Origin of the sequence: Streptomyces sp. NPDC048462, from assembly GCF_043200175.1 — a bacterium.
Taxonomy (GTDB): Bacteria; Actinomycetota; Actinomycetes; order Streptomycetales; family Streptomycetaceae; genus Streptomyces.
Map to the genome: position 1 here is coordinate 326,567 of NZ_JBICXG010000004.1, position 26,630 is coordinate 353,196.

The 26,630-nt window shown below is 70.6% G+C and carries 22 protein-coding genes and 1 pseudogene; 13 read left to right on the forward strand and 10 right to left on the reverse strand.

The genetic code is table 11. From position 1 onward, the window contains the following. Positions 1 to 11: 11 nt before the first annotated feature. Both ACGFU6_RS09970 and ACGFU6_RS09975 read right to left on the reverse strand, forming a co-directional pair. A complete protein-coding gene (locus tag ACGFU6_RS09970) occupies positions 12 to 827 on the reverse strand; it encodes a PaaX family transcriptional regulator C-terminal domain-containing protein (RefSeq protein WP_393609472.1) in 816 nt (271 codons plus the stop codon). Between the two features lie 4 nt (positions 828 to 831). Then, positions 832 to 2,469, reverse strand: a complete 1,638-nt coding sequence (locus ACGFU6_RS09975) for an AMP-binding protein (RefSeq protein WP_393609474.1) — start codon at positions 2,467 to 2,469, stop codon at positions 832 to 834. A gap of 146 nt (positions 2,470 to 2,615) precedes the next feature. Here ACGFU6_RS09975 and ACGFU6_RS09980 point away from each other — a divergent pair, with 146 nt between their 5' ends. Then, complete coding sequence (locus ACGFU6_RS09980; protein WP_393609475.1) at positions 2,616 to 3,743, forward strand: acyl-CoA dehydrogenase family protein; 1,128 nt, start codon at positions 2,616 to 2,618, stop codon at positions 3,741 to 3,743. Next, positions 3,740 to 4,141: a RidA family protein gene (locus tag ACGFU6_RS09985; protein ID WP_393609477.1), complete on the forward strand. Its 402-nt coding sequence runs from the start codon at positions 3,740 to 3,742 to the stop codon at positions 4,139 to 4,141. Before ACGFU6_RS09980 ends, ACGFU6_RS09985 begins: the two co-directional genes overlap by 4 nt. Before the next feature lie 96 nt (positions 4,142 to 4,237). Here ACGFU6_RS09985 and ACGFU6_RS09990 read toward each other — a convergent pair whose 3' ends face one another. The 5 genes from ACGFU6_RS09990 to ACGFU6_RS10010 all read right to left on the reverse strand — a co-directional run bounded on the left by ACGFU6_RS09990 (position 4,238) and on the right by ACGFU6_RS10010 (position 9,752). Continuing rightward, the gene (locus ACGFU6_RS09990) at positions 4,238 to 5,371 is read right to left on the reverse strand and encodes an FAD-dependent monooxygenase (RefSeq protein ID WP_393609478.1); all 1,134 of its coding nucleotides are present in this window, start codon (positions 5,369 to 5,371) and stop codon (positions 4,238 to 4,240) included. Between the two features lie 66 nt (positions 5,372 to 5,437). Further along, a complete protein-coding gene (locus ACGFU6_RS09995) occupies positions 5,438 to 6,007 on the reverse strand; it encodes an ATP/GTP-binding protein (RefSeq protein ID WP_393609480.1) in 570 nt (189 codons plus the stop codon). Between the two features lie 6 nt (positions 6,008 to 6,013). Next, on the reverse strand, positions 6,014 to 6,415 hold the full coding sequence (locus ACGFU6_RS10000; protein ID WP_393609481.1) for a DUF742 domain-containing protein: 402 nt from the start codon (positions 6,413 to 6,415) through the stop codon (positions 6,014 to 6,016). Then, on the reverse strand, positions 6,412 to 6,849 hold the full coding sequence (locus ACGFU6_RS10005; RefSeq protein ID WP_393609483.1) for a roadblock/LC7 domain-containing protein: 438 nt from the start codon (positions 6,847 to 6,849) through the stop codon (positions 6,412 to 6,414). Before ACGFU6_RS10005 ends, ACGFU6_RS10000 begins: the two co-directional genes overlap by 4 nt. Continuing rightward, on the reverse strand, positions 6,846 to 9,752 hold the full coding sequence (locus ACGFU6_RS10010; RefSeq protein ID WP_393609484.1) for a nitrate- and nitrite sensing domain-containing protein: 2,907 nt from the start codon (positions 9,750 to 9,752) through the stop codon (positions 6,846 to 6,848). The genes ACGFU6_RS10005 and ACGFU6_RS10010 overlap by 4 nt, the downstream gene beginning before the upstream one ends. A 346-nt stretch (positions 9,753 to 10,098) precedes the next feature. Here ACGFU6_RS10010 and ACGFU6_RS10015 point away from each other — a divergent pair, with 346 nt between their 5' ends. The 8 genes from ACGFU6_RS10015 to ACGFU6_RS10050 all read left to right on the forward strand — a co-directional run bounded on the left by ACGFU6_RS10015 (position 10,099) and on the right by ACGFU6_RS10050 (position 18,321). Beyond that, positions 10,099 to 13,014: a Na+/H+ antiporter subunit A gene (locus ACGFU6_RS10015; protein WP_393609486.1), complete on the forward strand. Its 2,916-nt coding sequence runs from the start codon at positions 10,099 to 10,101 to the stop codon at positions 13,012 to 13,014. After that, positions 13,011 to 13,709 carry a Na(+)/H(+) antiporter subunit C gene (locus tag ACGFU6_RS10020; RefSeq protein WP_393609488.1) on the forward strand — a complete coding sequence of 233 codons (699 nt, stop codon included), beginning with the start codon at positions 13,011 to 13,013 and terminating at the stop codon, positions 13,707 to 13,709. Before ACGFU6_RS10015 ends, ACGFU6_RS10020 begins: the two co-directional genes overlap by 4 nt. Next, positions 13,706 to 15,358 carry a Na+/H+ antiporter subunit D gene (locus ACGFU6_RS10025; RefSeq protein ID WP_393609490.1) on the forward strand — a complete coding sequence of 551 codons (1,653 nt, stop codon included), beginning with the start codon at positions 13,706 to 13,708 and terminating at the stop codon, positions 15,356 to 15,358. Before ACGFU6_RS10020 ends, ACGFU6_RS10025 begins: the two co-directional genes overlap by 4 nt. Next, complete coding sequence (locus ACGFU6_RS10030; protein WP_393609492.1) at positions 15,355 to 15,999, forward strand: Na+/H+ antiporter subunit E; 645 nt, start codon at positions 15,355 to 15,357, stop codon at positions 15,997 to 15,999. Before ACGFU6_RS10025 ends, ACGFU6_RS10030 begins: the two co-directional genes overlap by 4 nt. Continuing rightward, positions 15,996 to 16,331 (forward strand): monovalent cation/H+ antiporter complex subunit F, encoded by a 336-nt coding sequence (locus ACGFU6_RS10035; protein WP_393609494.1) that lies wholly within the window; start codon positions 15,996 to 15,998, stop codon positions 16,329 to 16,331. Before ACGFU6_RS10030 ends, ACGFU6_RS10035 begins: the two co-directional genes overlap by 4 nt. Further along, positions 16,328 to 16,684, forward strand: a complete 357-nt coding sequence (gene mnhG, locus ACGFU6_RS10040; protein ID WP_393609496.1) for a monovalent cation/H(+) antiporter subunit G — start codon at positions 16,328 to 16,330, stop codon at positions 16,682 to 16,684. The genes ACGFU6_RS10035 and mnhG overlap by 4 nt, the downstream gene beginning before the upstream one ends. 44 nt (positions 16,685 to 16,728) lie before the next feature. Then, complete coding sequence (locus ACGFU6_RS10045) at positions 16,729 to 17,154, forward strand: contact-dependent growth inhibition system immunity protein (RefSeq protein ID WP_393609498.1); 426 nt, start codon at positions 16,729 to 16,731, stop codon at positions 17,152 to 17,154. A gap of 240 nt (positions 17,155 to 17,394) precedes the next feature. After that, entirely contained in the window at positions 17,395 to 18,321 is a 927-nt protein-coding gene (locus ACGFU6_RS10050; RefSeq protein WP_393609499.1) for an endo-beta-N-acetylglucosaminidase H, read from the forward strand. A gap of 8 nt (positions 18,322 to 18,329) precedes the next feature. Here ACGFU6_RS10050 and ACGFU6_RS10055 read toward each other — a convergent pair whose 3' ends face one another. Both ACGFU6_RS10055 and ACGFU6_RS10060 read right to left on the reverse strand, forming a co-directional pair. Then, positions 18,330 to 18,818 (reverse strand): DUF6069 family protein, encoded by a 489-nt coding sequence (locus ACGFU6_RS10055; protein ID WP_393609501.1) that lies wholly within the window; start codon positions 18,816 to 18,818, stop codon positions 18,330 to 18,332. Positions 18,819 to 18,982: 164 nt separating this feature from the next. Next, complete coding sequence (locus ACGFU6_RS10060) at positions 18,983 to 19,804, reverse strand: GH25 family lysozyme (protein ID WP_393609742.1); 822 nt, start codon at positions 19,802 to 19,804, stop codon at positions 18,983 to 18,985. Between the two features lie 704 nt (positions 19,805 to 20,508). Here ACGFU6_RS10060 and ACGFU6_RS10065 point away from each other — a divergent pair. The 3 genes from ACGFU6_RS10065 to ACGFU6_RS10075 all read left to right on the forward strand — a co-directional run bounded on the left by ACGFU6_RS10065 (position 20,509) and on the right by ACGFU6_RS10075 (position 25,025). Next, positions 20,509 to 22,044 carry a polysaccharide lyase family 1 protein gene (locus tag ACGFU6_RS10065; RefSeq protein WP_393609503.1) on the forward strand — a complete coding sequence of 512 codons (1,536 nt, stop codon included), beginning with the start codon at positions 20,509 to 20,511 and terminating at the stop codon, positions 22,042 to 22,044. A gap of 416 nt (positions 22,045 to 22,460) precedes the next feature. Further along, a complete protein-coding gene (locus tag ACGFU6_RS10070) occupies positions 22,461 to 23,186 on the forward strand; it encodes a hypothetical protein (RefSeq protein WP_393340664.1) in 726 nt (241 codons plus the stop codon). Between the two features lie 453 nt (positions 23,187 to 23,639). After that, complete coding sequence (locus ACGFU6_RS10075) at positions 23,640 to 25,025, forward strand: NAD(P)/FAD-dependent oxidoreductase (RefSeq protein WP_393340662.1); 1,386 nt, start codon at positions 23,640 to 23,642, stop codon at positions 25,023 to 25,025. 160 nt (positions 25,026 to 25,185) lie between these two features. Here ACGFU6_RS10075 and ACGFU6_RS10080 read toward each other — a convergent pair. Beyond that, positions 25,186 to 26,549: pseudogene (locus ACGFU6_RS10080) on the reverse strand (IS1380 family transposase). Positions 26,550 to 26,630: the final 81 nt, after the last annotated feature.

Consider the following 26,630-nt stretch of genomic DNA (forward strand, 5'->3'; position numbering starts at 1 on the left):
GGGCAGCCGGTTTATCCGCGTACGAACGCCGTCCCCGCGTCCCGCAGCCGCTCGTGCAGCTGACCGAAGACCTCCGCCGATCTGTCGCCGGGCCACTCCTCGGGCAGCAGTTCGCGCGGCAGGCCCGGGTCCGCGTACGGCACCTGGCGCCAGGAGTCCAGTGCGGTGAGGTAGTCCCGGTAGGCGAGTTCGGGATCGGCCGAGGCGTCGCCCCGCGCCTCCCAGGCCCGCAGCACGGGCTCGTGGCGCTCCAGGAAGGCGTGGTGGAGCCGGGCGACGGCCGCCAGGTCCCACCAGCGCGCCACCGAGTCTCCGGTGGCGGTGAAGCCCAGGTGGTCACCGCGGAACAGGTCGACGTACGGGGTGAGTCCGAGGCGTTCCAGGGTGTGCCGGGTCTCGTCGTACAGCCCCGCCGGGGCGATCCAGACGCCGGGGGCGGCCGTGCCGAAGCCCAGCCGGGACAGCCGCGAGCGCAGCAGGTGCCGCTTGTTGCGCTCGGCCTCGGGGACGGAGAACACCGCGAGCACCCAGCCGTCGTCGAGCCGGGGGGCCGGGTGCCGGTAGATGCGCCGGTCGCCGTCGTCGAGCAGCTGGCGGGCGTCGGCCGACAGCGCGTATCCGGCGGCCCCGTCCGCCGTCCGGGCGGCGACGAGCAGCCCGCGCCTCTTCAGCCGGGAGACGGAGGACCGTACGGCCGGGGCCTCCACGCCGACGGCGCCGAGCAGCCGGATCAGTCCGGCGACCGGCAGCGGGGCGTCGCCGGGGGTCCGGCCGTAGGCGCCGTAGAGGGTGACGATCAGCGAGCGGGGAGCGTGAGGTTCGGCCATGTGATCATTCTCGGCCCGGGGCGGCGCGGCCGGTACCCGGATCCTCCGTACGCAGCCGGAACCGTTGCAGTTTGCCGGTCGCGGTACGGGGGAGTGCGGGCAGGAACGTGATGAGGCGGGGGCATTTGTGCGGGGCCAGTTCCGTCTTCATGAAGGCGCGCAGCTCGTCGGCCGAGAGCGCGGAGCCCTCCCGCAGCACCACGTACGCCGCGACGATCCGGCCGCGCAGCTCGTCCTCCCGGCCCACCACCGCGGCCTCCGCCACCTCCGGGTGGCGCAGCAGGGCGTCCTCGACCTCGGGGCCCGCGATGTTGTACCCGGAGGAGATGATCATGTCGTCGGCGCGGGCCACGTAGCGGAAGTAGCCGTCGGCGTCGCGCACGTAGGTGTCGCCGGTGAGGTTCCAGCCGTGCCGTACGTAGTCCCGCTGCCGTTCGTCGGCGAGGTAGCGGCAGCCGACCGGCCCGCGCACGGCCAGCAGCCCCGGCTCGCCGTCCGGGACCTGCGCGCCGTCACGGTCCACCACCCGGGCCTGCCAGCCGGGGACCGGTACGCCGGTGGTGCCGGGGCGGATCGCGTCGTCGGCGGCGGAGACGAAGATGTGCAGCAGCTCGGTGGCGCCGATTCCGTTGATGATGCGCAGACCGGTCCGTTCGTGCCAGGTCCGCCAGGTGTCGGCGGGCAGGTTCTCGCCCGCCGACACGCAGCGGCGCAGCGCGGAGAGGTCGTGGCCGTCGATCCCGTCGAGCATCACCCGGTACGCGGTGGGCGCGGTGAACAGCACCGAGACGCGGTGGGCGGCGAGGGCCGGCAGCAGTTGCTTGGGCCCGGCCTGTTCCAGCAGCAGCGCCGAGGCGCCGGCCCGCAGCGGGAAGACCACAAGGCCGCCGAGCCCGAAGGTGAAGCCGAGCGGCGGGCTGCCGGCGAACACGTCGTCGGGCACCGGCCGCAGCACGTGCCGCGAGAAGGTGTCGGCGATGGCGAGCACATCGCGGTGCAGGTGCATGCAGCCCTTGGGGCGGCCGGTGGTGCCCGAGGTGAACGCGATCAGCGCCACATCGTCGGACGCCGTGTCCACGGCCTTGAAGGGGCCCGGTCTGGCGGCCGCCAGAGCCAGCAGGTCGTCCGGGGCGTCACCGCCGTACGAGGTGATCCGCAGCCCCGGGACCCGCGCCTTCGCCAGGTCCTCGACCGAGCGGACGTCGCACAGGGCGTGGCTGATCCGGGCGATGGAGCAGATCGTGGCGAGTTCCGCGGCCCGCTGCTGGGCCAGTACGGTGACGGCGATCGCGCCGGCCTTCAGGACCGCCAGCCAGCAGGCGGCGAGGTGGGGCGTGGTCGGGCCGCGCAGCAGCACCCGGTTGCCGGGGACGACTCCCAGGTCCGAGGTGAGGACATGGGCGATCCGGTCGACCCGGTCGAGCAGTTCCCCGTAGCTCAGAACCGCGCCGTCCGCCGTACGGAAGGCGGCGCGGCCGGGTCCGAAACGCTCCGCCGTACGGTCCAGGAGCTCGGCGGCGCAGTTCAGCCGGTCCGGATAGTGCAGCTCGGGCAGGTCGAAGACCAGCTCGGGCCACTGGTCGGCGGGTGGCAGGTGTTCCCTGGCAAAACTGTCGATGTGCGCTGAGGTTGTCGGGTCCATAGCGGATCGCCCCCTTGTCGCCTCTGGAGCGTATCGTTTGGGTGACGGTAGTCAACGGTCCGCGATAAAACTGGTCACGAGGCAAGGCGCGAAACCACCGCACCGCGTAGAACTCCCGACGGGACTCCGACAAGAGAGGCGCCGGTATGACGGCATTCTCGCTCGATCCGGCCCAGACCGCCTGGTGCGAGGAACTGCGCACCCTCGCCGAGCAGCGGCTGCGCCCGCTCGCGGAGAAGGGCGAGCCCGGTCACGTCAACCGGCCGCTGGTCGCCGCCCTCGGTGAGCTAGGGCTGCTGGACCGGCTGCTGGACTCCGGCGCCCTGGACCTCTGCCTGCTGCGCGAGTCCCTCGCCCGGGGCTGCACGGAGGCCGAGACCGCCCTCGCGCTCCAGGGCCTGGGCACCTACCCCGTGGTCCAGGCGGGCACGGCGGTCCAGCGCGAACGCTGGCTGCCCGAGGTCCGGGCGGGCCGCGCCGTCGCCGCGTTCGCGCTCAGCGAGCCGGGGGCCGGGTCGGACGCGGCGGCCCTGGCGCTCGAAGCCGCGCCCGCACCGGACGGCTGGCGGCTGACCGGCGAGAAGTGCTGGATCTCCAACGCCCCCGAGGCCGACTTCTACACCGTGTTCGCCCGCACGGCACGGGACGCCGGAGCTCGCGGCGTCACCGCGTTCCTGGTCCCGGCCGACCGCCCGGGGCTGACCGGCAGCGCCCTGGACATGCTCTCGCCGCACCCGATCGGCGCCCTCGCGTTCGACCGCGTACCGGTCACCCCGGACGACGTGCTGGGCGAACCGGACCGGGGCTTCCGGGTCGCCATGAACACCCTCAACCTGTTCCGGCCGAGCGTGGGAGCCTTCGCCGTCGGCATGGCCCGCGCAGCCCTCGACGCCACCGTCACGCACACCGGGGAGCGCACCGCGTTCGGCGGCCCGTTGAAGGAACTGCAGGCCGTCGCCCACCAGGTCGCCGAGATGGCCACCCGCACCGAGGCCGCGCGGCTGCTGGTGTACGCGGCGGCCGCCGCGTACGACGCGGGGGAGCCGGGCGTCCCGCGCCGTGCCGCCATGGCGAAGCTGTTCGCGACCGAGACCGCGCAGTACGTCGTGGACACCGCCGTCCAGCTGCACGGCGCCCGTGCCCTGCGCCGGGGCCACCTGCTCGAACACCTCTACCGGGAGGTCCGCGCCCCGCGGATCTACGAGGGCGCCAGTGAGGTGCAGCGCACGATCATCGCCAAGGAGCTGTACGCCAACCGGGAGCCGTCCGCATGAGCCCGATCCACCGCATCAACCCCGTCGAACTCTCGCCGCCCGCAGGCTTCTCGCACGCGGTCACCGCCACCGGGAGCCAACTGGTCTTCCTGGCCGGGCAGACCGCCCTCGACCAGCGGGGCGACATCGTCGGGACCACCCTGCCCGAGCAGTTCGCCACCGCGCTCACCAATCTGCTCGCCGCCCTGCGCGCGGCGGGCGGCGCCCCGGCGGACCTGGCCCGGGTCACGGTCTACGCCACCGACGTGGCCGACTACCGGGCGAACGCCGCCGAACTGGGCCGGATCTGGCGGCGGCTGGCCGGCCGCGACTACCCCGCGATGGCGGTGATCGGGGCGGCACGGCTCTGGGACGAGCAGGCGCTCGTCGAGATCGACGGCATCGCGGTGCTGCCCTGAGGCCGTGTGCCCGAGCGCGAGAACGCCCCGCACGGGCCCGGGAATCCGGGGGGCCGTACGGGGCGCACTTTCACGTACGCGGCGGTCGGCGCGTGATCAGTACGGCTTCACCAGTACGTGGGCCGCACCCGGAATGCCGACCTTCAGCAGCGCGTCCTCCTCGGGAGTCGTCTCGCCCCCGGTCTCCTGCTTGAGCACGGCACGCGACATCGCCTGCACCCACATGGCGCGGGGACGGCGCCGGTCCTCCCAGGCGTCGAGCGCGGCCGCGACGTCCGGCTCGGCGTCCAGCGACTCGGCGAGCACCAGCGCGTCCTCCACGGCCATCGCCGCACCCTGCGCGATGTGCGGGGTGCTCGCGTGCGCGGCGTCACCGGCCAGCACGACCCGGCCGACGTGCCACGGCTCCTCGACGGTCACCTGGGAGATCCGCGAGTACACCACGTCCTGGGGACCGGTGACCGAGGCGAGCGCCTCCGCGACCGGGCCGGAGAACATCGGGAGGCGCTCCTTGAGCTGCTCGTGGGCCCTTTCCGGGTCGGGCCGGAAGTCCTCGGACTCCGGGAACACCGTGCCCAGGTACATCAGTTCTTCCGTGATCGGGGTGAGCAGCGCCTTGGCCGCCTGGCCCGCGGTGCTCATCACGACGCCCTTGACCCGCTCCTGGCGGGGCATGGTGACGCGCCAGTTGGCGAAGCCGGTGTACTGGGGGGCGTAGCGCTCGCCGTACAGCCGGGTGCGCAGCGGCGAGCCGATGCCGTCGAAGCCGACGACCAGGTCCCAGCGGCCGGCCGAGCCGTCGGACAGAGTGACGTCGACGCCCTCGCCGTCGTCCGCGAGCTCCGCGATCGTGGTCCCGAAGCGGAGGGTGGCGCCGGCCGCCGAGGCGGCGTTGCCGAGCACCTGGGCCAGCGCGGGGCGGGGTATGCCGTTGTTGGAGGGGGCGTCGTCCATCCGGGGCTGCGGGATCTCGGCCAGGGTGTTCCCGGCCGGGTCCGCGATGGTCAGGACCTCCCACTCGAAGCCCGCCTTCAGGCAGTCGTCGAGCACCCCGATCTCCCGCATGACGTGGAGGGCGTTGGACGGCTGGATGATGCCGACGCCGAGTGCGTCGAGCTGGTCGCGGAGCTCGATGACCTCGACGGTGTGGCCGCGCCGGGCCAGGGCGGTGGCGAGCGTCAGCCCGCCGATGCCGCCGCCGTGTACCAGGACGCGCAGGGGTGTTGCCATATCGGAGCTCTCCAGAGAGGAAGTCAGCGGGGATCAGCGGGTGCCGGGCGGGACGCCGCGGGGACGTCAGCCGGCCGCGACGGGCAGGCTCATCAGGTGTTCGACCAGGGCCAGCAGCACGTCCCGGCCGAACGGCCGGTCACGCACGTCACCGACGAGCAGCGGGACATGGGGGTCGAGGTCGAGCGCCGCCCGCACCTCTTCCGCCGTCCGGGTGTTGTGGCCGTGGAAGCAGTTGATCGCCACAACGAACGGGATGTCGCGGCTCTCGAAGAAGTCGATCGAGGCGAAGCTGGTCTCCAGCCGGCGCGTGTCGGCGATCACGACGCCACCGAGCGCGCCGTTCACCAGGTCGTTCCACATGAACCAGAAGCGCTCCTGGCCCGGTGTGCCGAAGAGGTAGACGACCAGCTCGGGACTGACCGTGATCCGGCCGAAGTCCAGCGCCACGGTGGTCGTGTCCTTCTGGCCGACACCGGCCAGGTCGTCGACACCGATGCTGGCCTTGGTCAGGAACTCCTCGGTACGCAGGGGCGCCACCTCGCTGACGGCCCCCACCAGGGTGGTCTTGCCGACGCCGAAGCCGCCGGCGATAAGTATCTTGACGGCGGCCGGGGCCGCCTGACTGCTTGTCATCTTTACTCAGAGTCTCCGGAGTCCGTCACGAACAGCGGCCAGCACACCCATGTCCGCACCGCCGGCCGTCCGTGCCACCGAGAGCGGGGCGCGGGCGAGCAGCAGGCCGTGCGACACCAGGTCCGCCAGCAGGATCTTGGTCACCGAGACCGGGAGGTTGAGGTCGGCCGAGACCTCCGCGACGGCCGCGGGACGCAGGCACCGTTCCAGGATCATCCGGTGCTCCGGCTGGAGCCGGCCGGGCCGGGCCGCCGCGCCGTGTTCGTCCCGCGGGTCGTGTGCGGTCGTCAGTACGGTGATGAGGGTGAAGTCGTCCCGCTCGGGAGCGGTCCGGCCGCGGGTGATGGTGTACGGGCGCACCATGGTGCCCGCTCCGTCCTCCTCCTCGTCCTCCCAGTGCGGGCTCACGCGCGGGGCCCGTCCCCGCCGCCGAAGGCGCTGAACTCACCGCGCACCGGCGTGCTGAGCTTCTGGCCGACCTGCTGGACGAGGTTGTGCATGGCCAGCGACATGATCTCGGCGTCCACCTCCTGGGAGGCGACGACGGCCAGGTGCGTGCCCTGGGCGGCCGAGATGATGAAGAGCCACAGGTCCGACAGTTCGACGATCACCTGGTGCACGCCGCCGCCGTTGAAGAGCTGCCCGACGCCCCGGGCCAGACTCTGCTGGCCGGTGCAGATGGCGGCCAGCCGCTCCGCGTCGGCGCGCTCGACGGTGCGCGAATGGCTCACCACCAGGCCGTCGTCGGAGAGCAGCACGGCGTTCAGGGTCTCGGCCACCGAGTCCACGAGGCCGTCGAGCAGCCAGTCCAGGTCCTGATGAGTGGCGGTTGTGCGTGTCATGACCGTTCTTCTCTCGTGGGGAGGTGGGCGGGCGGGTCGGGCTCCGTCGGCGATTCATCGGTCGCGCGGGCGGCCCTGGACCGGCGCTGGAAGGCCCCGATCGCGGCTCCGGCCCTGCGCGGGGCCGGCCGCAGGAGCGGGTTCTCGTCCCAGCTCGGCGGCTTCGGCGCGGCCGGAGCGGCGGCCGGGTCGATCCGCAGTTCGTCCGCGAGGCTGGCCTGCCGTACCCGGCGCGGCAACGGGGGTTCCGCGGCCGGTGCGGTGGGAAGGGCGGGCCTGCCGGTCCCGCCGCCGGGGGTGATGGCGTCGGCGGACGGCGGGGCCGGATGGTCGGGCTCGGCCACCGGCAGCCGTCCGGGGCGCCCGGCGGCCGGTGCCGGCTGCCGGGGACCGGGTACCGGGAACCCGTGCGGATCCTCGGCGGTGCCCGCCGGATACGTGTCCGGGTACGGCGCTTGCGGAGTCATGTACGGCTCCTGCGGCGTCGGGTAAGGCTGTTGCGGCACCGGGTACTGGCCCTCGGCCTTCATGTACGGCTGCTCGGCGGGGGCGTACGGGTCCTCGGGGGAGCCGCCGTACAGGGACTCCGGCCGGGCGGAGCCGTACGGAGACGTCCCGGGGACGGCGGTGCCGAACGGCGGGTACGGGTGCTCGCGGCCATCGAACGAGCCATCGAACGAGCCGTTGAACGAGCCGTTGAACGAGTCGTCCGCAGAGCCGTCCGGCGACCTGTCGAGCGAGCCGGCGAACGAGTCGTCGGGAGAGCCGTTCGCAGAGTCGTCGGACATGCCGTCCGACGAACCGTTCGACGCGCTGTCGAAGGCGGCGTCGAACGGCGCGCCCGAGGCGTGCAGCGCGGTGACCCCGGCGAGGGCCTGGCCGCGGCCCCGGGTGGGCAGCGCCGGGGCGTCACCGGTCGCGGCGGGCACCGGCTGACCGGCCGTCGCGGGGGACGGGACGGCCTCGGGGGACGGGACGCCCACCGGCCCGGTGCGCGGCTCGTCGACCGTGAGCGCGTCCGGGACGAGCACGACGACGCGGGTGCCGCCGAAGGCCGAGGGACGGAACTCCACCCGCAGACCGTGCTGGTCGGCGAGGCGCGCGATCACGTACAGGCCCAGCCGGATGTCGTCGGAGTGGGCCAGCACGTCCATCCTGGGCGGACGGCTCATCAGCTCGTTGGCATCGGCGAGCTGTTGCTCGTCCATGCCGAGGCCGCGGTCCTCGACCTCGATGGCCAGGCCCCGGCTCACCCGGGCCGCCCTGACCTCGACGGGGCTCGGCGGCCTGGAGAAGCTGAGGGCGTTCTCGATCAGCTCTGCCAGTACGTGGGAGACCGGACCGACGGCCCGCTCCGCGAGCCACGGGGCGCCGTCCAGATCCAGCACCACGCGCCGGTAGTCCTGCACCTCGCCCTGGGCGGAACGCATGACGTCCAGCAGCGGAACGGGCTTGCGCCAGCGCCGGTGCGGGGAGCCGCCGGCGAGGATCACCAGGTTCTCCTCGTAGCGGCGGAGGCGGGCGGTGAGGTGGTCGAGGTCGAAGAGGCCGTCCAGCACCTCGGGGTCCTCGTGCTTGCGCTCCAGCTCGTCCAGCTTCTTCAGCTGCTGGCCGATCAACTGCTGGGTGCGGCGCGCGATGCGCTGCAGCAGCCGCTCGAATCCGCGGTGCTGGTCGGCCTGTCTGACCGCCGCCTGCACGGCACTGGTGCGGGCCAGGTTGAGCGCGTTGCCCAGCTGCGTCAGCTCGTCGGACTTTCCGCTCCCGAGGTCCGGCGCGATGGCACGGGCCTCGGCCTCGACATCGATGCGCTCGCCCTTGCCGAGGCGGTCGACCACATCGGGCAGCGTCCGCTCCAGCTCCTCCGCGCGCTCCTGGAGCCCGCCGATACGCCGGCGCAGGTTACGGGTGAGGCGCCAGGTGATCCAGATGACCGCGATGACCGCGAGGAGACCGATCACGGTGGTCAGGACGACCCTGATCAGCAGCGAGATGACGCTGTCCTTGCCGTTCTCGACCACCATCGCGGTGCGGTGCTCCATCAGCTTCTTCAGCTGGGGCGTCAGATCGTCCATCGCGTCGCGCCAGGTCTTCTCCCCGGCGCCGAGGCTGACGAATCCGGCACTGTCCGGATCGGCGGGGCGCAGCACCTCCGTCTCCACCTGGGTCTTGGTCTTCCAGGCGGGACCGGCGGCGATCTCGTCCCACATGGCCTTCTCGTCCGGCGGAAGGTAGGGGGCGACCTTGGAGGTGTACTGGAACAGCTGCGCCGAGACGGCCTGTCGGACCTCCTGGAGGTCCGCCGCGCTCAGCTTGCCCTCGGGCCAGCCCCGGGCCAGCAGGGCGTCGGTGCGGGAGATCATCTCCTTGGCCCAGAACAGGTCGACCAGCGGCTGCGAGAGCGTGGTGATCTTGCCGTTGTCCACATGGCTGAGCGCGGTGAACAGCTGCAGGTCGACCGTGATCAGGTCCGTGTAGTAGCGGTACACGGCCTTCTGCTGGTCACCGTCGCCCTCGTCCACGAGGGTCCGCTGGGCGGGGAGTTGGGTGATCGCCTGACGGGCCTGGGCGACCGCCTCGCGGACCTCGCCCGGTGCGTCGCCGGTGTCGATGTCGGAGAGGGTCTGGAAGCTGGTGATCGCTTCGTCGGTCAGCTTGCGCTGCTTGCGCAGCGCGTCGGTGGCTCCTCCGCCGCGGGCCAGGGCCTCGGCGCTAAGCCGGCGCTCCTCCTGCAGGTTGTAGTACACGATGTTGGACGGCTGGCCGGCCTTCTGGGCCAACTGGCCCTGGGCTGCCTGGGTCTGGAAGTCGAGCAGAGTCTGACCACTGGTGACGGCCCAGAGGGCGGCCAGTGCGACACCGGGGACGATGGCCAGTACGAGCAGGGCTGTCCGCAGCGACATGGTGGTCGAGTCGCTCCGCCGAGACGCGCGCGTGCGCAGGGCATGCTCCTTGGCGATGATGCCAGCCTCACGACTGGTCAAATCCGTTTAGAACTTAGACAGATAGATACTAGTCACATTGTAAAAATGAAAAGTAGGCGGCCTCACATGTGCAACACCGAACACGCACGTGGTCACCATCACCGCGTGGAGCCGCCATCTCCGTGTGGAGCCGCCGGGACCGATCTGAGTGCCCCCGGGTGGGCGCGGCGCGCCGTACGGGTGAAGCCGGTTCTGGGATATATCTGTATTTAGTGCCCTTTGCCCGTTCTGCAACACCCTGCGGCGGACTGCCCCGCGGAGCCGTATGACCGCGCTCATCGTCTGCCACTTCGTCCTGGCCGCCTGCGCCCACCCGCTGGTCCGGCGACTGGGCACGCGCGCGTTCGTCGTACTCGCCCTGCCGCCTGCCGCCACCACCTGCTGGGCCCTCGCCCAGTGGGACACCGCCGCCTCCGGCGCCTCGGTGACCTGGTCGTGGGACTGGATCCCGGCCTACGACGTCTCCCTCGGCCTGCGCCTGGACGCGCTGGCCGAACTGATGGTGCTGCTCGCGGCCGGTGTCGGCACACTCGTCCTGCTCTACTGCGCCTCGTACTTCACCGACGACACCCCGCAACTGGCGGGATTCGCCGGTAACCTGCTCGCCTTCGCCGGGGCGATGCTCGCCCTCGTCCTCACCGACGACCTGATCTCGCTCTATGTGTTCTGGGAGCTGACCACGGTCTTCTCCTACCTGTTGATCGGATACAACAGCGAGCACCGGCACAGCCGCCGGTCCGCCCTCCAGGCGCTCACCGTCACCACCTTCGGCGGCCTCGCCATGCTGGTCGGCTTCCTGATCATCGGTCAGGCCGCAGGCACCTACCGGATCTCCGCGATCCTCGACGACCCGCCCCGCACGAGCGTCTCCGTCTCGGTGGCCGTCGTGCTCATCCTGTGCGGAGCGCTGTCCAAGTCCGCGATCTGGCCGTTCAGCCTCTGGCTCCCGAACGCCATGGCCGCGCCCACCCCCGTCAGCGCCTATCTGCACGCCGCCGCCATGGTCAAGGCCGGCGTCTACCTGGTCGCCCGCCTCGCACCCGGGTTCGCAGACGTGCCCGTGTGGCGGCCCGTCGTGATGGTCCTGGGTGCCGCGACCATGCTCCTCGGCGGCTGGCGGGCACTGCGGCTCAACGACCTCAAGCTCGTCCTCGCCTACGGCACCGTCAGCCAGCTCGGCTTCCTCACGCTGCTCGCCGGGATCGGCAACCGCGACGCGGCGCTGGCCGCCGCCGTGATGATCCTCGGCCACGCCCTGTTCAAGGCGCCGCTGTTCCTGGTCACCGGCATCGTCGACCACGCGGCCGGCACCCGGGACCTGCGCAGACTCTCCGGCGTCGGACGGGCGCTGCCGCACGTCTGCGCCGTCGCCGTGATCGCCGCCGCGTCCATGGCCGCGCTGCCCCCGCTGCTGGGCTTCGCCGCGAAGGAGGCGGCCTTCGAGGCACTGCTGCACGGCGACACCGCCGACCGCTGGGCACTGGGCAGCACCGTCGCCGGATCGATGCTGACCGTCGCGTACACCGTCCGGTTCGTCTGGGGGGCCTTCCTGCGCAAGCCCGGAGTCGCCGACACCCCCGTCCACCGGGTCGGCTGGGCCTTCCTCGCCCCGCCCGCGCTGCTCGCCGGCTGCGGCCTGGTCCTCGGGCCCGGCGTCGGGTGGACCGACCACCTGCTGAGCGCCTACGCCGACACCTTTCCGGCCCCCGCGCACCCGTACCACCTCGCGCTCTGGCACGGATTCGGCACCGCGCTGCTGCTCTCGGCCGTCGCCGTGGCGGGCGGCGCCGCGCTGTTCGCATGGCGCGGCGAGGTCACCCGGCTCTCCCGCCGGATCGCCTGGCCGACCGCCGACAACGTCTTCGGACACCTGCTGCTCGGCCTGGAGCGGCTCTCCCTCCAGATCACCGGGTTCGTCCAGCGCGGCTCCCTCTCCGTCTACCTCGCCACCACGCTGCTCGTCATGCTCGGCGGACAACTGGCCGTGCTCGCCACGGACCGGCCCTGGCGGGGGGCGGCCGCGCCCAGGCTCTGGGACGCACCGCTGCAGGGGGCGGTCGCCGTGCTGACCTGTGCGGCGGCGCTGCTCTGTCTCACCGTCAGACGCCGCATGAAGGCCGTGGTGCTCGCCGGACTCACCGGATACGGGACCGCGTTGCTCTTCGTCGTCCAGGGCGCACCGGATCTGGCGCTCACGCAGTTCTGCGTGGAGACCGTCTCGATGATCGTGTTCGTGCTGGTGCTGCGCCGGATGCCGGTGCACTTCCAGGAGTCGGTCAGCAGCTGGCGCCGCGCCGTGCGCATCCCGGTGGCGCTGGCGGCGGCCGCCACCCTGAGCGTGGTGGTGTGGGTCGCGGCCGCCGCGCGCACCGCGAAACCGGCGGGCGCCGCCATGGTCGAGGAGACCGCGCACCACGGCCTCAAGGACGTGGTGGCCACCATCCTGGTCGACCTGCGGGCCTGGGACACGATGGGGGAGTCCGCCGTGCTCGCCGCCGCCGCGATCGGTGTGACGAGCCTGATCTATCTGCACCGGCGCGCCGAGGGGGCCGCGGCGCCCCCGGAACGGCAGGGGCACACCGCCTGGTCGGTGGCCGCGACCCCGCTGGCGGGGCTGCCGCACGGCGACGAGGGGGCGCCGGAGCGCGGCTGGCTGGCGGCCGGCGCCACGCTCGCGCCCGAGCACCGCTCCGTCGTCTTCGAGGTGGTGGCCCGGCTGCTGTTCCACCCGATCCTGGTGCTCTCGGTGTACCTGCTGTTCTGCGCCGAGAACATGCCGGGCGGCGGATTCGTCGCCGGGCTGGTGGCCGGAGTCGCCCTGATCACCCGCTATCTCGCGGGCGGCCGCTTCGAACTCGCCGAGGCCGCCCCGCTGCAGCCGGGACTCTTCACCGGCCTCGGCCTCTTCCTCTCCACCGGAGTCGCCCTGCTGGGCCTCGCCGACGGAACGGTCCTGCACGCCTGGACCCATTACGGGCGGCTGCCGCTGATCGGCGAGTACCACTTCGGTACACCGGTGGTCTTCGACTTCGGTGTCTATCTCCTGGTGCTGGGCGTGGTGCTGGACATCGTGCGGGCCCTCGGCGCCAAGATCGACCGGCAGATCGAGCGGGCCGCCGCGGAACAGGCGGCCTCGGCGCGGTCCGGACCGGCGCCCGGGGCGGGAGGCGCTGCCTCATGACCGTCAGCGCCTCCCTCCTCGCCACCGCCGCGGTCCTGTGCGCGGTCGGCGGCATCCTCATGCTCACCCGGCCGCTCACCCGCATCCTGCTGGGCGCGGTGATCGCGGGCAACGGCATCAACCTGCTCGTGCTGTCCGCCACCGGCACGGCCGGCCGCGAACCCCTGCTCTACGGCGTCGCGCTGAGCCAGGTCACCGACCCGCTGCCCCAGGCCATCGCCCTCACCGCCATCGTCATCACGCTCGCCACCACCGCGTTCCTCCTGGCCATGGCCTACCGCAGCCACCAGCTGACCGGTACGGACGAGGTCCACGACGACCTGGAGGACCGGCGCATCGTGCTGCGCGCCGAGGTGCTGGGGGAGCGCGACGAGTTGCGTGAGCAGTACCGGGCCGAGTCGGACCGCACCGACGAGGAGCGCCGCCGCTACCGCGCGGAGCGCCGCCGGCTGAGAGCCAGACTGCGCGCCGACCGCGCCCTCCAGGCCCGCGGCCGCGACGCGACCGGGGACCTGTGGCACGACGTCCTGGGCGCGGACCCGGAGCACTACGCGGCGGCCGGCGACGACGAGACTCCCGGCGACGTCCCGGACCCCGTCCCCGGCCCCGACCCCTTCCCCGCCCCCGACGCCGACCCCGACGGCCCCGCCCCCGACTCCCCACCCGACGACCCGAACCGAGGAGACACCGGGTGAACGCACTCGTCCCGCTGCCGGTGCTGCTGCCGCTCTGCGCCACCGGCCTGAGCCTCGCCTTCGGCACCCGGCTCAAGCAGTTCCAGCGCTTCATCAGCGTCGCCGTGCTCACCGCCGTACTCGGCCTCTCGGTCACCCTGATGATCGACGCGGACATCGAGGGACCGCTCACCGTCCACCTCGGCGACTTCGCCCCGCCGCTCGGCATCACCCTGGTCGCGGACCGGCTCTCCGGGCTGATGCTGACGGTCTCGTCCGCCGTCACCCTCTGCGTGCTCGTCTACTCCCTCGGCCAGGGCATGGCCGACCGGGACGAGGAGACACCCGTGGCGGTCTTCCACCCCGCCTACCTGATCCTGGTCGCCGGGGTCTCCTGCACGTTCCTCGCCGGTGACCTGGTCAACCTCTACGTCGGCTTCGAGATCATGCTGGTCGCCAGCTTCGTGCTGCTCACCCTCGGCGGCACCGGCCCCCGCATCCGCGCCGGCTCCACCTACGTGATCATCTCGCTGTTCTCCTCCATGCTCTTCCTCACCGCCATCGCGATGACGTACGCGGCCACCGGCACCGCCAACTTCGCCCAGCTGGCCGGGCGCCTGGCCGCACTCCCGCTGGGCGTCCAGACCCTGATCCAGGCGATGCTGCTGACCGTCTTCGCCATCAAGGCCGCCGTCTTCCCGGTCGCCGCCTGGCTCCCCGACTCCTACCCGACCGCACCCGCACCGGTCACCGCGGTCTTCGCCGGACTGCTCACCAAGGTCGGCGTCTACTGCATGCTGCGCACCGAAACCCTGCTCTTCCCCGGCAACCGGCTCGGGGACCTGCTGATGGCGGCGGCCCTCGCCTCGATGGTCGTCGGCATCCTGGGGGCCGTCGCCCAGACCGACCTGAAGCGACTGCTCTCCTTCACCCTCATCAGCCACATCGGCTACATGGTCTTCGGCATCGGCCTCGCCACCCGCGAGGCGTACGGCGGTGCCATCGTCTACGTCGTCCACCACATCACCGTGCAGACCACGCTCTTCCTGGTGGCCGGGCTGATCGAGCGGCGCGGCGGCACCACCGAACTCACCCGGCTCGGCGGACTCGCCAGAGCCGCACCGCTGCTGGCCGTCCTCTTCTTCGTACCCGCGATGAACCTGGCCGGCATCCCGCCGCTGTCCGGGTTCATCGGCAAGCTCGGACTCATGCGCGCCGGTGTCGCCGACGGCGGTGTCTGGGCGTGGATCCTCGTCATCGGATCGACGGCGACCAGCCTGCTCACGCTGTACGTGATGGCCAAGGTGTGGAACCTGGCGTTCTGGCGGGCCGCTCCTCCCGGGCAGGCGCTGGACGGCACGGTCCTGGAGTCCGACGAGGAGGACGACAGCGACGCCGACGAGGGCCCGGACCGGATGCCCGGCACCGGCGACGAAGGGGTACGGCCCCGCCACCAGCCGGCCGGGCGCGCGGTGGCGGCCACCCTGCACGGACACGCCGTCACCACCACCACGAGGCTGCCGCGCCCGATGACCTGGGCCACCGCCGCGACGGTCGCGCTCGGCCTCGCCTTCACCGTGTTCGCCGGGCCGCTGACCTCGTACACCGACCGCTCGGCCGCCGAACTCCTCGCACGCTCCCCCTACATCGAGGCGGTGCTCGGACGGTGAGACGACTGATCAGGTTCTCCTACCGGAACAAGGACCTGCCGCCGTTCAGCTGCGAGTTCCGCGGCCGCCGCCGGCGCGTGCTCGACCTGCCGCTGATCGCCTGGCTCACCGTCATCTGGGTCCTGCTCTGGTCCGGCCTGCACTGGGCCAACGTACTGACCGGGGTGGTGGTCGCGGTCGCGGTCTGCCTGGCGTTCCCGCTCCCGCAGGTCGACCTCGGGCTCCGGCTGCACCCCTGGGGCATCCTGCGGCTGGCCGCCTTCCTGCTCTACGACATGTACACCTCCGGCGTACGGGTCACCCGGCAGATCTTCGCCGACCATCCGCACCGGGCCGCCGTGATCGCCGTACCCCTGCGCTGCCGGTCGGACCTGATGCTCACGGCGACCGCCGTCGCGATGTCCAACGTGCCCGGCGGATCGGTCGTCGAAGTGCGCCGCGCAACGGCCACCGTCTTCCTGCACGTCCTGGACGCGGACCGCCCCGCCGAACTGGACGCGGCCCGGCGCTCGGTGTGGCGCATGGAGGAGCTGACCGTCCGGGCCTTCGGCACCCGCGACGAGATCGCCCGCGTCGCCGGTCCACCACCACAGACGCCGCACACCGGCGAACTGCCGGGAGAACAGGGGGAGGACGCGTGAGTGTTCCGGAAGCCGTGGACCGGGGGCTGCTCATCGCGGCCGTCGTCGTGATCGTCATCGCCGGTGCGGGCCTGCTGACCCGCATCTGGCGCGGCCCCTCCATGCTGGACCGGGCGATCTCGCTGGACGTCTGCGCCGCCCTGATCATCGCCGGGCTCGGCGCCAAGTCGGCCTTCGCCCGTGACCCGTTCTACTTCCCGATCATGCTGGTGCTGGCCTTCCTCGGCTTCACCGGCTCGGTCGGCATCGCGCGCTTCATCGCCGTACGCGACCGGCCGCCGGGCAGCCCGCGCGCCGACGGCCCCAAGAAGCCGGACAGGGAGACACCTTGAACGTCTGGCTCCAGATCACCGACACCGCCGGCGCGGTCCTGGTCCTGCTCGGCGCCGCCATCTGCCTGCTGGGCGTGATCGGCATGCTGAAGCTGCCGGACGTGCTGTCCCGCAGCCACGCGGCGACCAAACCGCAGTCCCTCGGCATGCTGATCGTGCTGGCCGGCGTCGCGCTGCGGCTGCGCAGCGGCATGGACCTGGCGACCCTGGCCCTGATCGGCTTCTTCCAGCTGATGACCGGCCCGGTCGCCGCGCACCTGGTCGCGCGCTCCGCGTACCGGACCGGTCAGATCGACCACAGTGAGCTGCTCTTCGACGAACTGGACGAGCAGCTCACGGAGGAGAGCCGGTGACCTGAGCCGAGGACTCCCGGCCCGTGCCGGTGAGAATGGAGGCCATGAACCATCTGCTGCACCTGGACCGCACACTCGACGAACTGGACCCACCCCGCTGGACGCTCCCCGCCGCTGACGCGACCCGTCTGGTGCGCACAGTGCACGAGCTGCGGCGGGTGCGCCTCGGGGAACTCGGCCCGGCGGACCTGCGCACCCTCGTTGCGCAGCGGGTGGCACTGCCCTACGTGCTTCCACTCGCAGTGCGCCGGCTGCTCGACGAGCCTCTGATCGACGCCTACTTCTACGAGGGCGACCTGCTGCTCACTGTCGTCGGCGCCCCCGCCGCCGACTGGGCCCTGTTGCCGGACCTGAGCGCGAGGCTGTGTGCCGTGGTCACCGCGCTGCCCGAGGCAGCCGTCGCAGGCCTGCCGCACGGCGGGGCCGAGGCGCTGGGCCACTTCGTCGCCCGCCCCGAACCGCTTCGCTGACCGCGGGTCCGGCGGATCCGCTCGTCCGGATCGGCTCCGTCAGTACTCCTGGCGGCCCGCGGGGTGTCGGCGCGGCAGGCTCACCGGCTGCCGGATTTGCTGTGGAGCGTGGGTGGGAGTCGTGAGGGTTCGCGCAAGTTTCCCGGGATCCGGTGACGGGGGCGGAAGGCTCGCAGGGATCGTCCGGCGCTCCCGAACAGGTCCGTGGCGCCGGCCTATGCGATGGGAGACCGATCAACGATGCTCACTCCGGTACGCAGCAGAGTACGGACGGCCGCGCTGGCGCTCTCGGCCGTCGCGGCCCTCGTCGTCGGTACGACCGCCACGACCGGCGCGGCGGCGACGCCCCTTCCCGCCCCGGCTGCCACGAAGCAGGGACCGACCTCGGTGGCGTACGTCGAGGTGAACAACAACAGCATGCTCAACGTCGGCAAGTACACCCTCGCCGACGGCGGCAACGTCTTCGACGTCGCCGTGGTCTTCGCGGCGAACATCAACTACGACACGGGCACGAAGGCGGCGTATCTGCACTTCAACGAGAACGTGCAGCGCGTCCTCGACAACGCTGTCACGGAGATACGGCCGTTGCAGGAGAAGGGCATCAAGGTCGTCCTCTCGGTGCTCGGCAACCACGAGGGCGCGGGCTTCGCGAACTTCCCGAACCAGCAGACGGCTTCGGCGTTCGCGACGGAACTCTCGGACACCGTGGCCGAGTACGGCCTCGACGGCATCGATTTCGACGACGAGTACGCCGACTACGGCAACAACGGCACCGGCCAGCCCAACGACAGCTCGTTCGTGCAGCTGGTGACGGCGCTGCGCTCGGACATGCCGGACAAGATCATCAGCCTCTACAACATCGGCCCGGCCGCCTCGCGGCTCTCCTACGACGGCGTGGACGTCTCGTCCGAGTTCGACTACGCCTGGAACCCCTACTACGGCAGCTGGCAGGTCCCCGGCATCGCGCTGCCCAAGTCGAAGCTGTCCCCGGCGGCGGTCGAGATCGGGGGCACCTCGCAGAGCACGGCCGCCGATCTCGCCCGCCGTACCGTCAGTGAGGGGTACGGCGTCTACCTGACGTACAACCTCGACGGCACCGACCGCAGCGCCGACGTCTCCGCGTTCACCAGAGAGCTGTACGGCAGTGACGCCCGCTACACGCCGTAGGGACCGGGTCAGTACTCCGGGCGCATCGCGCTGCGGCCCGCGGCGGACAGCAGGCAGCCGATCGTGATCCCGATGGCGAGGTACAGCGCCGCCGAGCCCGCCATGGCGGCCGGCGGCGCCGACGTGGTGAACGGCAGCAGCACCATGACGGCGGTGGCGAGAGTGACGATCCAGGCGAAGAAGGTGCCCGGCTGGGGCGTGGCCAGGATCAGCAGATGCAGCAGCGCGGTCGCCACCAGAGCGCTCAGGGCGGCCCCGGCGGCCAGTACCCCCGTCGACGCGTCACCCATCGCCCCGTCACCCTCCGGTGCGAAGACCGCGATCCCCAGCACCCCGCGGATCAGCAGCAGCCCCACGACGGCGGTGAGGGCCGCCACGACGGCGGTCATCGCGCCTCCCGCCCACAGCCGCGCGGTGTCGACGCGGGGACGCGCCGGCTCCGGCGGCGCCTGACCGGTCTGCTGTGCCTGCCACTCGTAACCGTTGTGCGGGTCCACGACCGGACATCTCCCCTCGGTTGACCGAACCCCGATCGTGGAACGGCCCGCCCGGCGCGGCGACCGGGCGCGGTCCGGACGGGTGACGTCCGGCCGCGATGCTCACCGGCGGCGCGGCCCCCCGTTCCGCGCCGCCGGTGTTCTCCCGGTCACCGCGCGCGTGCTCAGGGGGTGTTGTTGGCCAGCGCCAGCAGCCTCGCGCTGGTGCCGCTGAAACGGTCGCGGTCCACGGCGCCGGAGATGCCGCCCACCGAGCCGGAGTCGGTGTACTGCCAGAACGTCCAGTACGGGAAGCCCGCCGGGATGGAGGGGCTGGAGGCACTCGTCCAGTGGGCCACGAAGAGCGGGCTCTTGGCGGACATGCCGGTCCAGCTGCCGGTGCAGGTGTTCCACCAGCTCGCGCTGGTGTAGATCACTGCGTCCCGGCCGGTCTTCGCCTTGTAGGTGTTGTAGAAGTCCAGGATCCAGGTACGCATCGACGAGGTGGACTTGCTGTAGCAGCCGCCTTCGAGGTCGAGCATGCCGGGCAGTGTCAGGTTGTCCCTCGACCAGCCCCCGCCGTGGGCCACGAAGTAGTTGGCCTGCGCCGCGCCGGTGGAGAGGTTCGGCCGCGCGAAGTGGTACGCGCCCCGGATCACCTTGGCGTTGTAGGCGTTCGTGTAGTTGGCGTTGAAGGCGGTGTCCCGGTACGTCGTCGACTCGGTGGCCTTGATGTAGGCGAACTGGATCCCGGCGGCCTTCACCGAGGACCAGTTGATCGACCCCTGGTAGTGCGAGACGTCGATCCCCGGCACCGTGGCGGCCAGCTGCGCCGAGGCTCCGTCGGCGTCGATCCGGAGCTCGCGGGCGTCCGGTTTGAAGGACTTGCCGTCCTCGGTGTAGCCGACGCCCATGTAGCCGTCACCGAGGGGGATGGCGCTGCCGGCCGGGGCCGGCTGGGCCGAGGCCGGGACCGCGGACAGCATCGGGGCGAGGGCCACGCCCATGGCGAGCGCAGCGGCCGCCACGAGTCTGCGACGGACGGACCGGGGACTGTGGGTTCGGGATAACAACGGGTGCCTCCTGGCGCGTCGAGTGGGGTGGGACGGTGTCGAGAGGTGCCCGACGGCCGTGCGGGTCTACCCGCGTAGCCGGCGGTTCGTCGTAAGTGCGGTGCGGGTGCTGTGGGGGAGGTGCGGTGGGAGTGCGGTGCACAGAGCGTCCTTGATGTGGACGTGTCATGAGTGACGCATGGGCGGGCTCGCGCTGTAAAGGGGGTACGGGTTCCGGCTATGGTCCAGACCAGTGCGGAAGGGGTGGAGCTGCGGGAATGGTCCCGCGCCGGCCGGGAGTTTCCGGAAATGAAAGTTGCCCCGGGCCTGAGGGGTGGGGTGGGGTGAGCGTGTCGTCCCCTCGTGTCGGGGCCGACGGGGCCGCCCGCCGTGGCACTCATGGGTGGACGGGTGGGCCGCCCGCGGTGAAAGCGCCCTCGGACGCGGGCGGTTCACATCCTCGTTCAGCCGGTTGTCCGATCGGGGGAGGGGTCGCGGTCGATACGACCCGGTTGAGCCGCGAACGCCATAGTCTTGTCGTGCCCAAATCAAGACAGCCTCTTCTTTCTGCGTTCACATCCTTGTACGGCAAGCGTGGCGCCCCTATTCTCGCCATCCAGAAAGCGCTTTCCATCTCTCTTCGACGAATGGGAACGAACATGAGGCGACCAGTCGCACTGCGACTCTCCGCGGTCCTGTCCACCATGGCCCTGGCGGCCGCGACCGGGGCGGTCCTGACCATGCCCGAGGCCTCGGCGGCGACCGGAGGCGCCACCGGCTACGCGAGCCAGAACGGCGGGACCACCGGCGGTGCGGGTGGGCAGACCGTGCGGGCCACCACCGGGACCCAGATCCACCAGGCCCTGTGCGGCCGGGCCAGCAGCAGCACCCCGGTCATCATCGAGGTAGAGGGCACCATCAACCATGCCAACACCGCCAAGGTGTCCGGCGACAGCTGCAACACGGCCGCAGGCGTCATCGAGCTCAAGCAGATCAGCAACGTCACCCTCGTCGGCGTCGGCAGCGGGGCCGTCTTCGATCAACTGGGCATCCACATACGCCAGTCCAGCAACATCATCATCCAGAACGTGACCGTCAAGAACGTCAAGAAGTCCGGCTCGCCCACCTCCAACGGCGGCGACGCCATCGGCATGGAGAGCGACGTCCGCAACGTCTGGGTCGACCACTCCACCCTGGAGGCGTCCGGCGGCGAGGACGACGGGTTCGACGGCCTCTTCGACATGAAGGACAACACCCAGTACGTGACGCTGTCATACAGCACCCTGCGCAACTCCGGCCGAGGCGGTCTCATCGGCTCCAGCGAGACCCAGCTCGACAACGGCTACATCACGTTCCACCACAACCTGTACGAGAACGTCGACTCCCGCACGCCCCTGCTGCGCGGCGGCATCGCCCACATCTACAACAACTACTACGTGAAGCTGAACAAGTCCGGGATCAACTCCCGGGCCGGCGCCCACGCGAAGGTGGACAACAACTACTTCAAGGACTCCAAGGACGTCCTGGGTACCTTCTACACCGACACGACCGGCTACTGGCAGGTCGGCGGCAACACCTTCGACAACGTCACTTGGTCCGAGCCCGGCGGCGAGAACCACCCGGCCGGCCCCGATCCGAAGTCCAACACCACGGTCAGCATCCCCTACGACTACACCCTGGACGCGTCTTCCTGCGTGCCCGACATCGTGACCCGCACGGCGGGCGCCAACAAGGGGCTTGAGGTCTCGGACGGCAACTGCTCCACGACCACCCCGACCCCCGACCCGACCGACCCGACGCCCGACCCCACCGATCCGACCACGCCCGCCGGCACCAACCTCAGCCTCGGTGCGGGTGCCGATGGGTCCAGCAAGGCGAGCGGAACCAGCTACGGCAACGTGCGCGACGGTGACCTGAGCACCTACTGGTCGCCGACCGGTTCGACCGGCTCCGTCTCCGTCAAGTGGGGCTCCGCAACCAGCGTCTCCGCCGTCGCCATCCGCGAGGCCGCGGGCGCCCAGGGTGTGATCGGTTCCTGGCGGCTGCTGAACGCCGACACCGGAGCGGTCCTGAAGACCGGCAGCGGCGCAGGCGCGTTCACCTTCACGGCGACCTCCCTGCGCAAGATCACCTTCGAGGTCACCGGCGCCAGTGACACGCCGAGGGTCGCGGAATTCCAGACGTACGCCGGATAGCGGCGAAGTCGCAGGCGAGCGGCCCGGTCCGGGAGTACCGCCCTCCCCGGACCGGGCACTTGACCGGCCGAGCAGTCTCGGCGGCCGGTCTGGCGCACCGTGCTGCGCTCCACTCAAGATCATCTTGAGAGCTCTCAGATGTCCCGGAAGAGACCAGGGAACGCGGTGACCTGCCGCGATGACTGACTTGTGGTCGATGACCTGCGCGAATGACCTTTCGGCTGTTTCACGCTCGTGCCGCTTGATAGGGCCGAAAGTCCCAGAAAAGTCCCAGGGGACTCCCACTGCTGACGGGTGTCTTTCCGCTCTGTACGGGCGTGTGGGCCGTCGAACGGCCTCGTTTCTAGCGAAGGTGGTGGAGCCTGGATGTCGAGTGACTGGCGCTCGGCCGATGCCTTGCGGGATGGTGGGGTCTGATGATCGACGACGACTCTGCGGTCGCTGGTGGCGGTGAGCCAGCAACGTCCGCCAGCCCTCGGACGCCCTACAGCGAGAGGCCCGTCGCGCGGGACCGGCGGGCGAAAGTTCGTAAGCTGATCGAACGGCTCGTCACCGAGGGCCGCGTTCGGATCACCGGCACTGACGGCGACGAGGTCGCGGAGTGGCGGCGCGTCGTCAACTATGCGAAACGGCACGGCCTGGAACCAGTGGGCAAGCGCATCGAAATGGTTCCGTACGGTGGGCCGGGGCTGGAGCTGTTCCTTGCGGATGGCCCGCATCCCAACGCGCGGAGTCAACGGCCGAAGGAAGGCGGAGATCCAGTTCCCGTTCCCTCACGGCTGGGGAACCTCCGTCCGATTGTGACCGCGCTCAAAGACGACGAGAGCCGACTCGTCATGCCGTCTACTCTGCGCCGTAGGTCGCTCCTGCTGTTGCAGGGACTGGCGGCTGAGGCGGTCCGGCGAGGGCACGAGGTGCGGAAGGCCAGGTCGTCCTTCTACCCGCGCGAGGGCGGAGTGGACGTCGCTGTCGACGGCTTCGCGCATACCGTCACCGTCAGACAGGAGTTCCCGGAGTCCACAGATCCGGAGCGTTCCGTGCAGGAGCCTCCCACGTCCCGCAGGGCTCGTCCCTACTCCTCGATCGCTCGTGGCACGCCGGGGTCGACGTGGGGTGCCGTTAACGAGCGGCGAACCAGGTGACAAGTAACCCGCCAGTAGCTTGATCATGGTCTGTGGACCGCCCAGGTGAACCCAAAAGGGGCCATGGGATGATCTTGAACCGGCGTCAGGTCCGGCCTCGGGGAACAGCTACTGGTGAGCTCGCCTATTCAACTGTCGTCAGTTCTCCCCGGGGTCCAGCCCGCTGGTGACCGTAGGTGGTCCCAGGCCAGCGATATCTGTGCGGCGGCGGAGCATGTCGTCGGTCATGACAGGGGATCTGGCGGAGGCCGGTCCGGGTGGGCTTCCTTTTCTCGGACCGCTTCCTTTGGGCTGCCTGATCGTTTTCCTGATGGGCGGGGATTTCCCTGCCCATCAGGGTTGAGCAGGCCGTGCATACCGCAGTGGCAGGCGCGGCATTCTCGGTGATCACTGGGCTGGCGCACGCGGGATGTGCGCCCTTCGCCCCACTGCGATCGATCAAGAGGAGCAGGCGTGTCGGATTGGACTGCCACCGTTCACGGGGAGCACTCAGAGCAGGAAGTCCTGCGCGTGGAGCGGCTCCTGGAACTCAACCATGTGGAATATGTACACGTCGAGGAGAAGAACCCGGACACGGTCCGTGTGGAGCTCACGCCCTCCGGTGGTGGTCAGCCGGTCATTGTCAACGGGTACAAGCCGGGTGAGCTGATGGCGCATCTGAAGCTGGACACCTACACGGAGAAGGACTCGTACGACCTTGTCGTTGTGGGGAGCGGCCCGGCGGGGATGTCCGCCGCGTTGAATGCGAAGACCTTGTTCGGCTGGACCACGCTCATCGTCGAGGACAGCGCTCCTGGCGGGTCGGCCGGCACCGCGCTCAACCCGATCAACAACTATCTGGGAATCCCGGCGGGGACCAAGGCCCTGGACTTGGCCCACACCTGGATGGGGCAGATCAGCACGGCCGGGGTCGAGTGGCTGTCCGGATACAGGGCCACCGGCATCACACAGATCGAGGATCCCAGGAAGACCGGGACCGAGGACTCATCCCTCTATCCCACATACAAGCTCGCCATCCAGCGGGGCGATGGCAAAGACCCTGTCGACCTCTACGCGGGAATGGTACTGATCGCCGCGGGCCTCAAGCCCAACCGGCTCGGATGTACAGGTGAAGAGGAGTGCTTGGGCCGGGGCGTGTATTACAGCGCGCTGCCCACCGACATCACCAGGGCAAGGAAGGAAGGCGTCATTGGGATTGTGGGTGGGGGGGACACCGCCTCCGTGGCCGCGATCCTGCTCGCCGAGGAGAAGGCGAAAGACCCGGCACAGAGATTGCAGGTGGCCATGTTCGTCCGGGGAAAATTCGGCAAGGACACGATCCCCGGAAATGTGGACAGGGTCAGGGAATACGTGGACCGGCAGCTCATCACCATCTATGAAGGGACCGAGGTTTTCACGTGCGTGGGGAAGGACAGGAAGCTGGCCCGCGTGGAGTACGGGAAGACCCAGCATCCTGAAAAGGTCGAGTCGCTTGACCTGACCGCCCTCTACGTCCTGACGGGGGGCGTCGCCGATACCCAGTGGCTTCAGGGCATTGGGCTGCGGATCGTCTCCGACGAGGATGTGGAACAGCGCCGCTATCGGAAGGCCGGCGCGGTGATCACCGGAGGAGTCGACAGCAAGCTGGGTTCGCTCACGACAACAGGCGTGGACGCCATTTTCGCCGCAGGGGACGTGCGCGAGGGCGCGGTGCGGCGTATCGCGGCTGCCGTGGGGGAAGGAGGAGCGGCCTCTCTCGACATGAACTCCTATCTGGTCACAGACGGGACCTGGCAGAAGGCTGTCAAGGAAGGGACGGCGCTGTACAAGTTCTACGAGGTCACCGCACCCAGGAACTAGCCTCGAAGTTTCATGACGGTGCGCCGACGGAGTCGGTGGACCGTTTTCGTGCCGTGGACTGAGATTGGGCAGGTTGAGGGCCCGAGTGTCGTCTCGGGGAGGCGCCGGGTTCCACTGCTCCGGTGTCGTGCTGCTGTCGTAGGGACGGGAAAGTTGCTGTTCATCCTGGGCTTGGCAGGAGTGCGAGTTGGTCGAGTGCGGCGGTGATGTGGCCGGTCCAGGGCCAGTGTCGGGCCAGGCGGAGGATCCGCCGGCGGCCGGTGGTCACGAGCTGTCCGGCCGCGGTGAACAAGCGGCCGCAGGCGGCGGGGTTCCCAGAGGCGGGCCTTGCCGGTGAGTGCGAGCATCGGCATCCAGGCCAGCAGGTCGAGGGCGATCTGCACGATCTCCAGCCAGATCCGGTTCTGGGCGGTGCGGTGCAGGGGAAGGTTGCGCAGGCCGGCGGCGCGGGCGTTTCGGATGCGGTCCTCGGCCCGTGCCCGCAGTCGGTGACGGAGCTCGAGTTCGGCGATCGGCCGGCCCGAGGTGTTGGTGGCGAAGCACGTCAGCCGCATGCCGTCCGCATCGATGAGCCGCAACTGTGCCCCGGGGTGTGGTCGTTCCTTCCTCACGATCAGCCGCATGCCCTTGGGCCAGCCGTCCTGGACGTCGCCGGTGAGTTCGGCGACCCAGGCGCCGTCGCGGATCTCGCCGCCGGTTTCGACGGCCGGAGTCCAGGCCGATGCCGGAACCTTCAGCACGTGCTGGTGGACCTGCTCGGTGACCGTCATGCCGACCGAGTAGGACAGCCACCGTCCTCGCTGGGCGAGCCAGGCGACGAAGTCGTGGGTGCCGCCCGCGGAATCGGTGCGGATCAGGGTCCGGCGCCCGCGCCGGTACTTCTTCGGCAGCTGGGCCAGGGCCAGTTGGGTGGCGGTGATGTGGTCGGCCGCCGTGTTCGATCCCGCGTTGCCCGGCCTGAGCAGGGCCGCGACCGGTTCACCGGTGCCGCCCGGTCCGTGGTCGACGAACCCCATCAGCGGGTGGTGACCGTAGGTCCGCTTCCACGTGGGTGCGGCATCTTCCTTGTCCGAGTGCGCGATCACCAGCACCCCGTCGAGGTCCACGGTCACCGTCCCGCCCGCATCAGGCGCTTTCCGATCGGCCAACCGCCAGACCTGCTGGCGGACTTCGGCCCGCGCGGCACGGATGGCCCGCAGGGCCTTCTCTCCGGAGGCCGCGAGGGTGTCGATGAGGCGGGAGACCGTCGGGTCGGAGGCCACCGGCCCGAACACAGCCGGCTCGGCCCGCGGCATCCCCACGTCGGCCAGGCAGTCCCCGCCCAGCGTGACCGCCAGGGCCACGTCCAGCAGGATCTTGCCCGGATCGTGCACCGCCCGAGCCTTCCGCCACGGCGTCAGCGTCGCTGATATCGCGGTGTCCAAGCCGGCCTTGCGGACCGTCTCGACCAGCAGCACGCACCCGGCCTGCGAGACCACCGCCCTCGATGCGGACACGCGGGTACGACCCGATACTCTTCTTCACCTGAGAAGTGCCTCCGACTGGAGCAGGAACAAGGACCTCGACAATCCTCATTCTTGCTGGTCAGAGGCACTTCTCGCTTAC

Excerpts from the sequence above, each read along its gene's own strand:
- ACGFU6_RS09970 (WP_393609472.1), bottom strand. The coding sequence starts at position 827 with ATGGCCGAACCTCACGCTCCCCGCTCGCTGATCGTCACCCTCTACGGC.
- ACGFU6_RS09975 (WP_393609474.1), bottom strand. The coding sequence starts at position 2,469 with ATGGACCCGACAACCTCAGCGCACATCGACAGTTTTGCCAGGGAACAC.
- ACGFU6_RS09980 (WP_393609475.1), top strand. The coding sequence starts at position 2,616 with ATGACGGCATTCTCGCTCGATCCGGCCCAGACCGCCTGGTGCGAGGAA.
- ACGFU6_RS09985 (WP_393609477.1), top strand. The coding sequence starts at position 3,740 with ATGAGCCCGATCCACCGCATCAACCCCGTCGAACTCTCGCCGCCCGCA.
- ACGFU6_RS09990 (WP_393609478.1), bottom strand. The coding sequence starts at position 5,371 with ATGGCAACACCCCTGCGCGTCCTGGTACACGGCGGCGGCATCGGCGGG.
- ACGFU6_RS09995 (WP_393609480.1), bottom strand. The coding sequence starts at position 6,007 with ATGACAAGCAGTCAGGCGGCCCCGGCCGCCGTCAAGATACTTATCGCC.
- ACGFU6_RS10005 (WP_393609483.1), bottom strand. The coding sequence starts at position 6,849 with ATGACACGCACAACCGCCACTCATCAGGACCTGGACTGGCTGCTCGAC.
- ACGFU6_RS10010 (WP_393609484.1), bottom strand. The coding sequence starts at position 9,752 with ATGTCGCTGCGGACAGCCCTGCTCGTACTGGCCATCGTCCCCGGTGTC.
- ACGFU6_RS10015 (WP_393609486.1), top strand. The coding sequence starts at position 10,099 with ATGACCGCGCTCATCGTCTGCCACTTCGTCCTGGCCGCCTGCGCCCAC.
- ACGFU6_RS10020 (WP_393609488.1), top strand. The coding sequence starts at position 13,011 with ATGACCGTCAGCGCCTCCCTCCTCGCCACCGCCGCGGTCCTGTGCGCG.
- ACGFU6_RS10045 (WP_393609498.1), top strand. The coding sequence starts at position 16,729 with ATGAACCATCTGCTGCACCTGGACCGCACACTCGACGAACTGGACCCA.
- ACGFU6_RS10050 (WP_393609499.1), top strand. The coding sequence starts at position 17,395 with ATGCTCACTCCGGTACGCAGCAGAGTACGGACGGCCGCGCTGGCGCTC.
- ACGFU6_RS10060 (WP_393609742.1), bottom strand. The coding sequence starts at position 19,804 with ATGGGCGTGGCCCTCGCCCCGATGCTGTCCGCGGTCCCGGCCTCGGCC.
- ACGFU6_RS10065 (WP_393609503.1), top strand. The coding sequence starts at position 20,509 with ATGAGGCGACCAGTCGCACTGCGACTCTCCGCGGTCCTGTCCACCATG.
- ACGFU6_RS10070 (WP_393340664.1), top strand. The coding sequence starts at position 22,461 with ATGATCGACGACGACTCTGCGGTCGCTGGTGGCGGTGAGCCAGCAACG.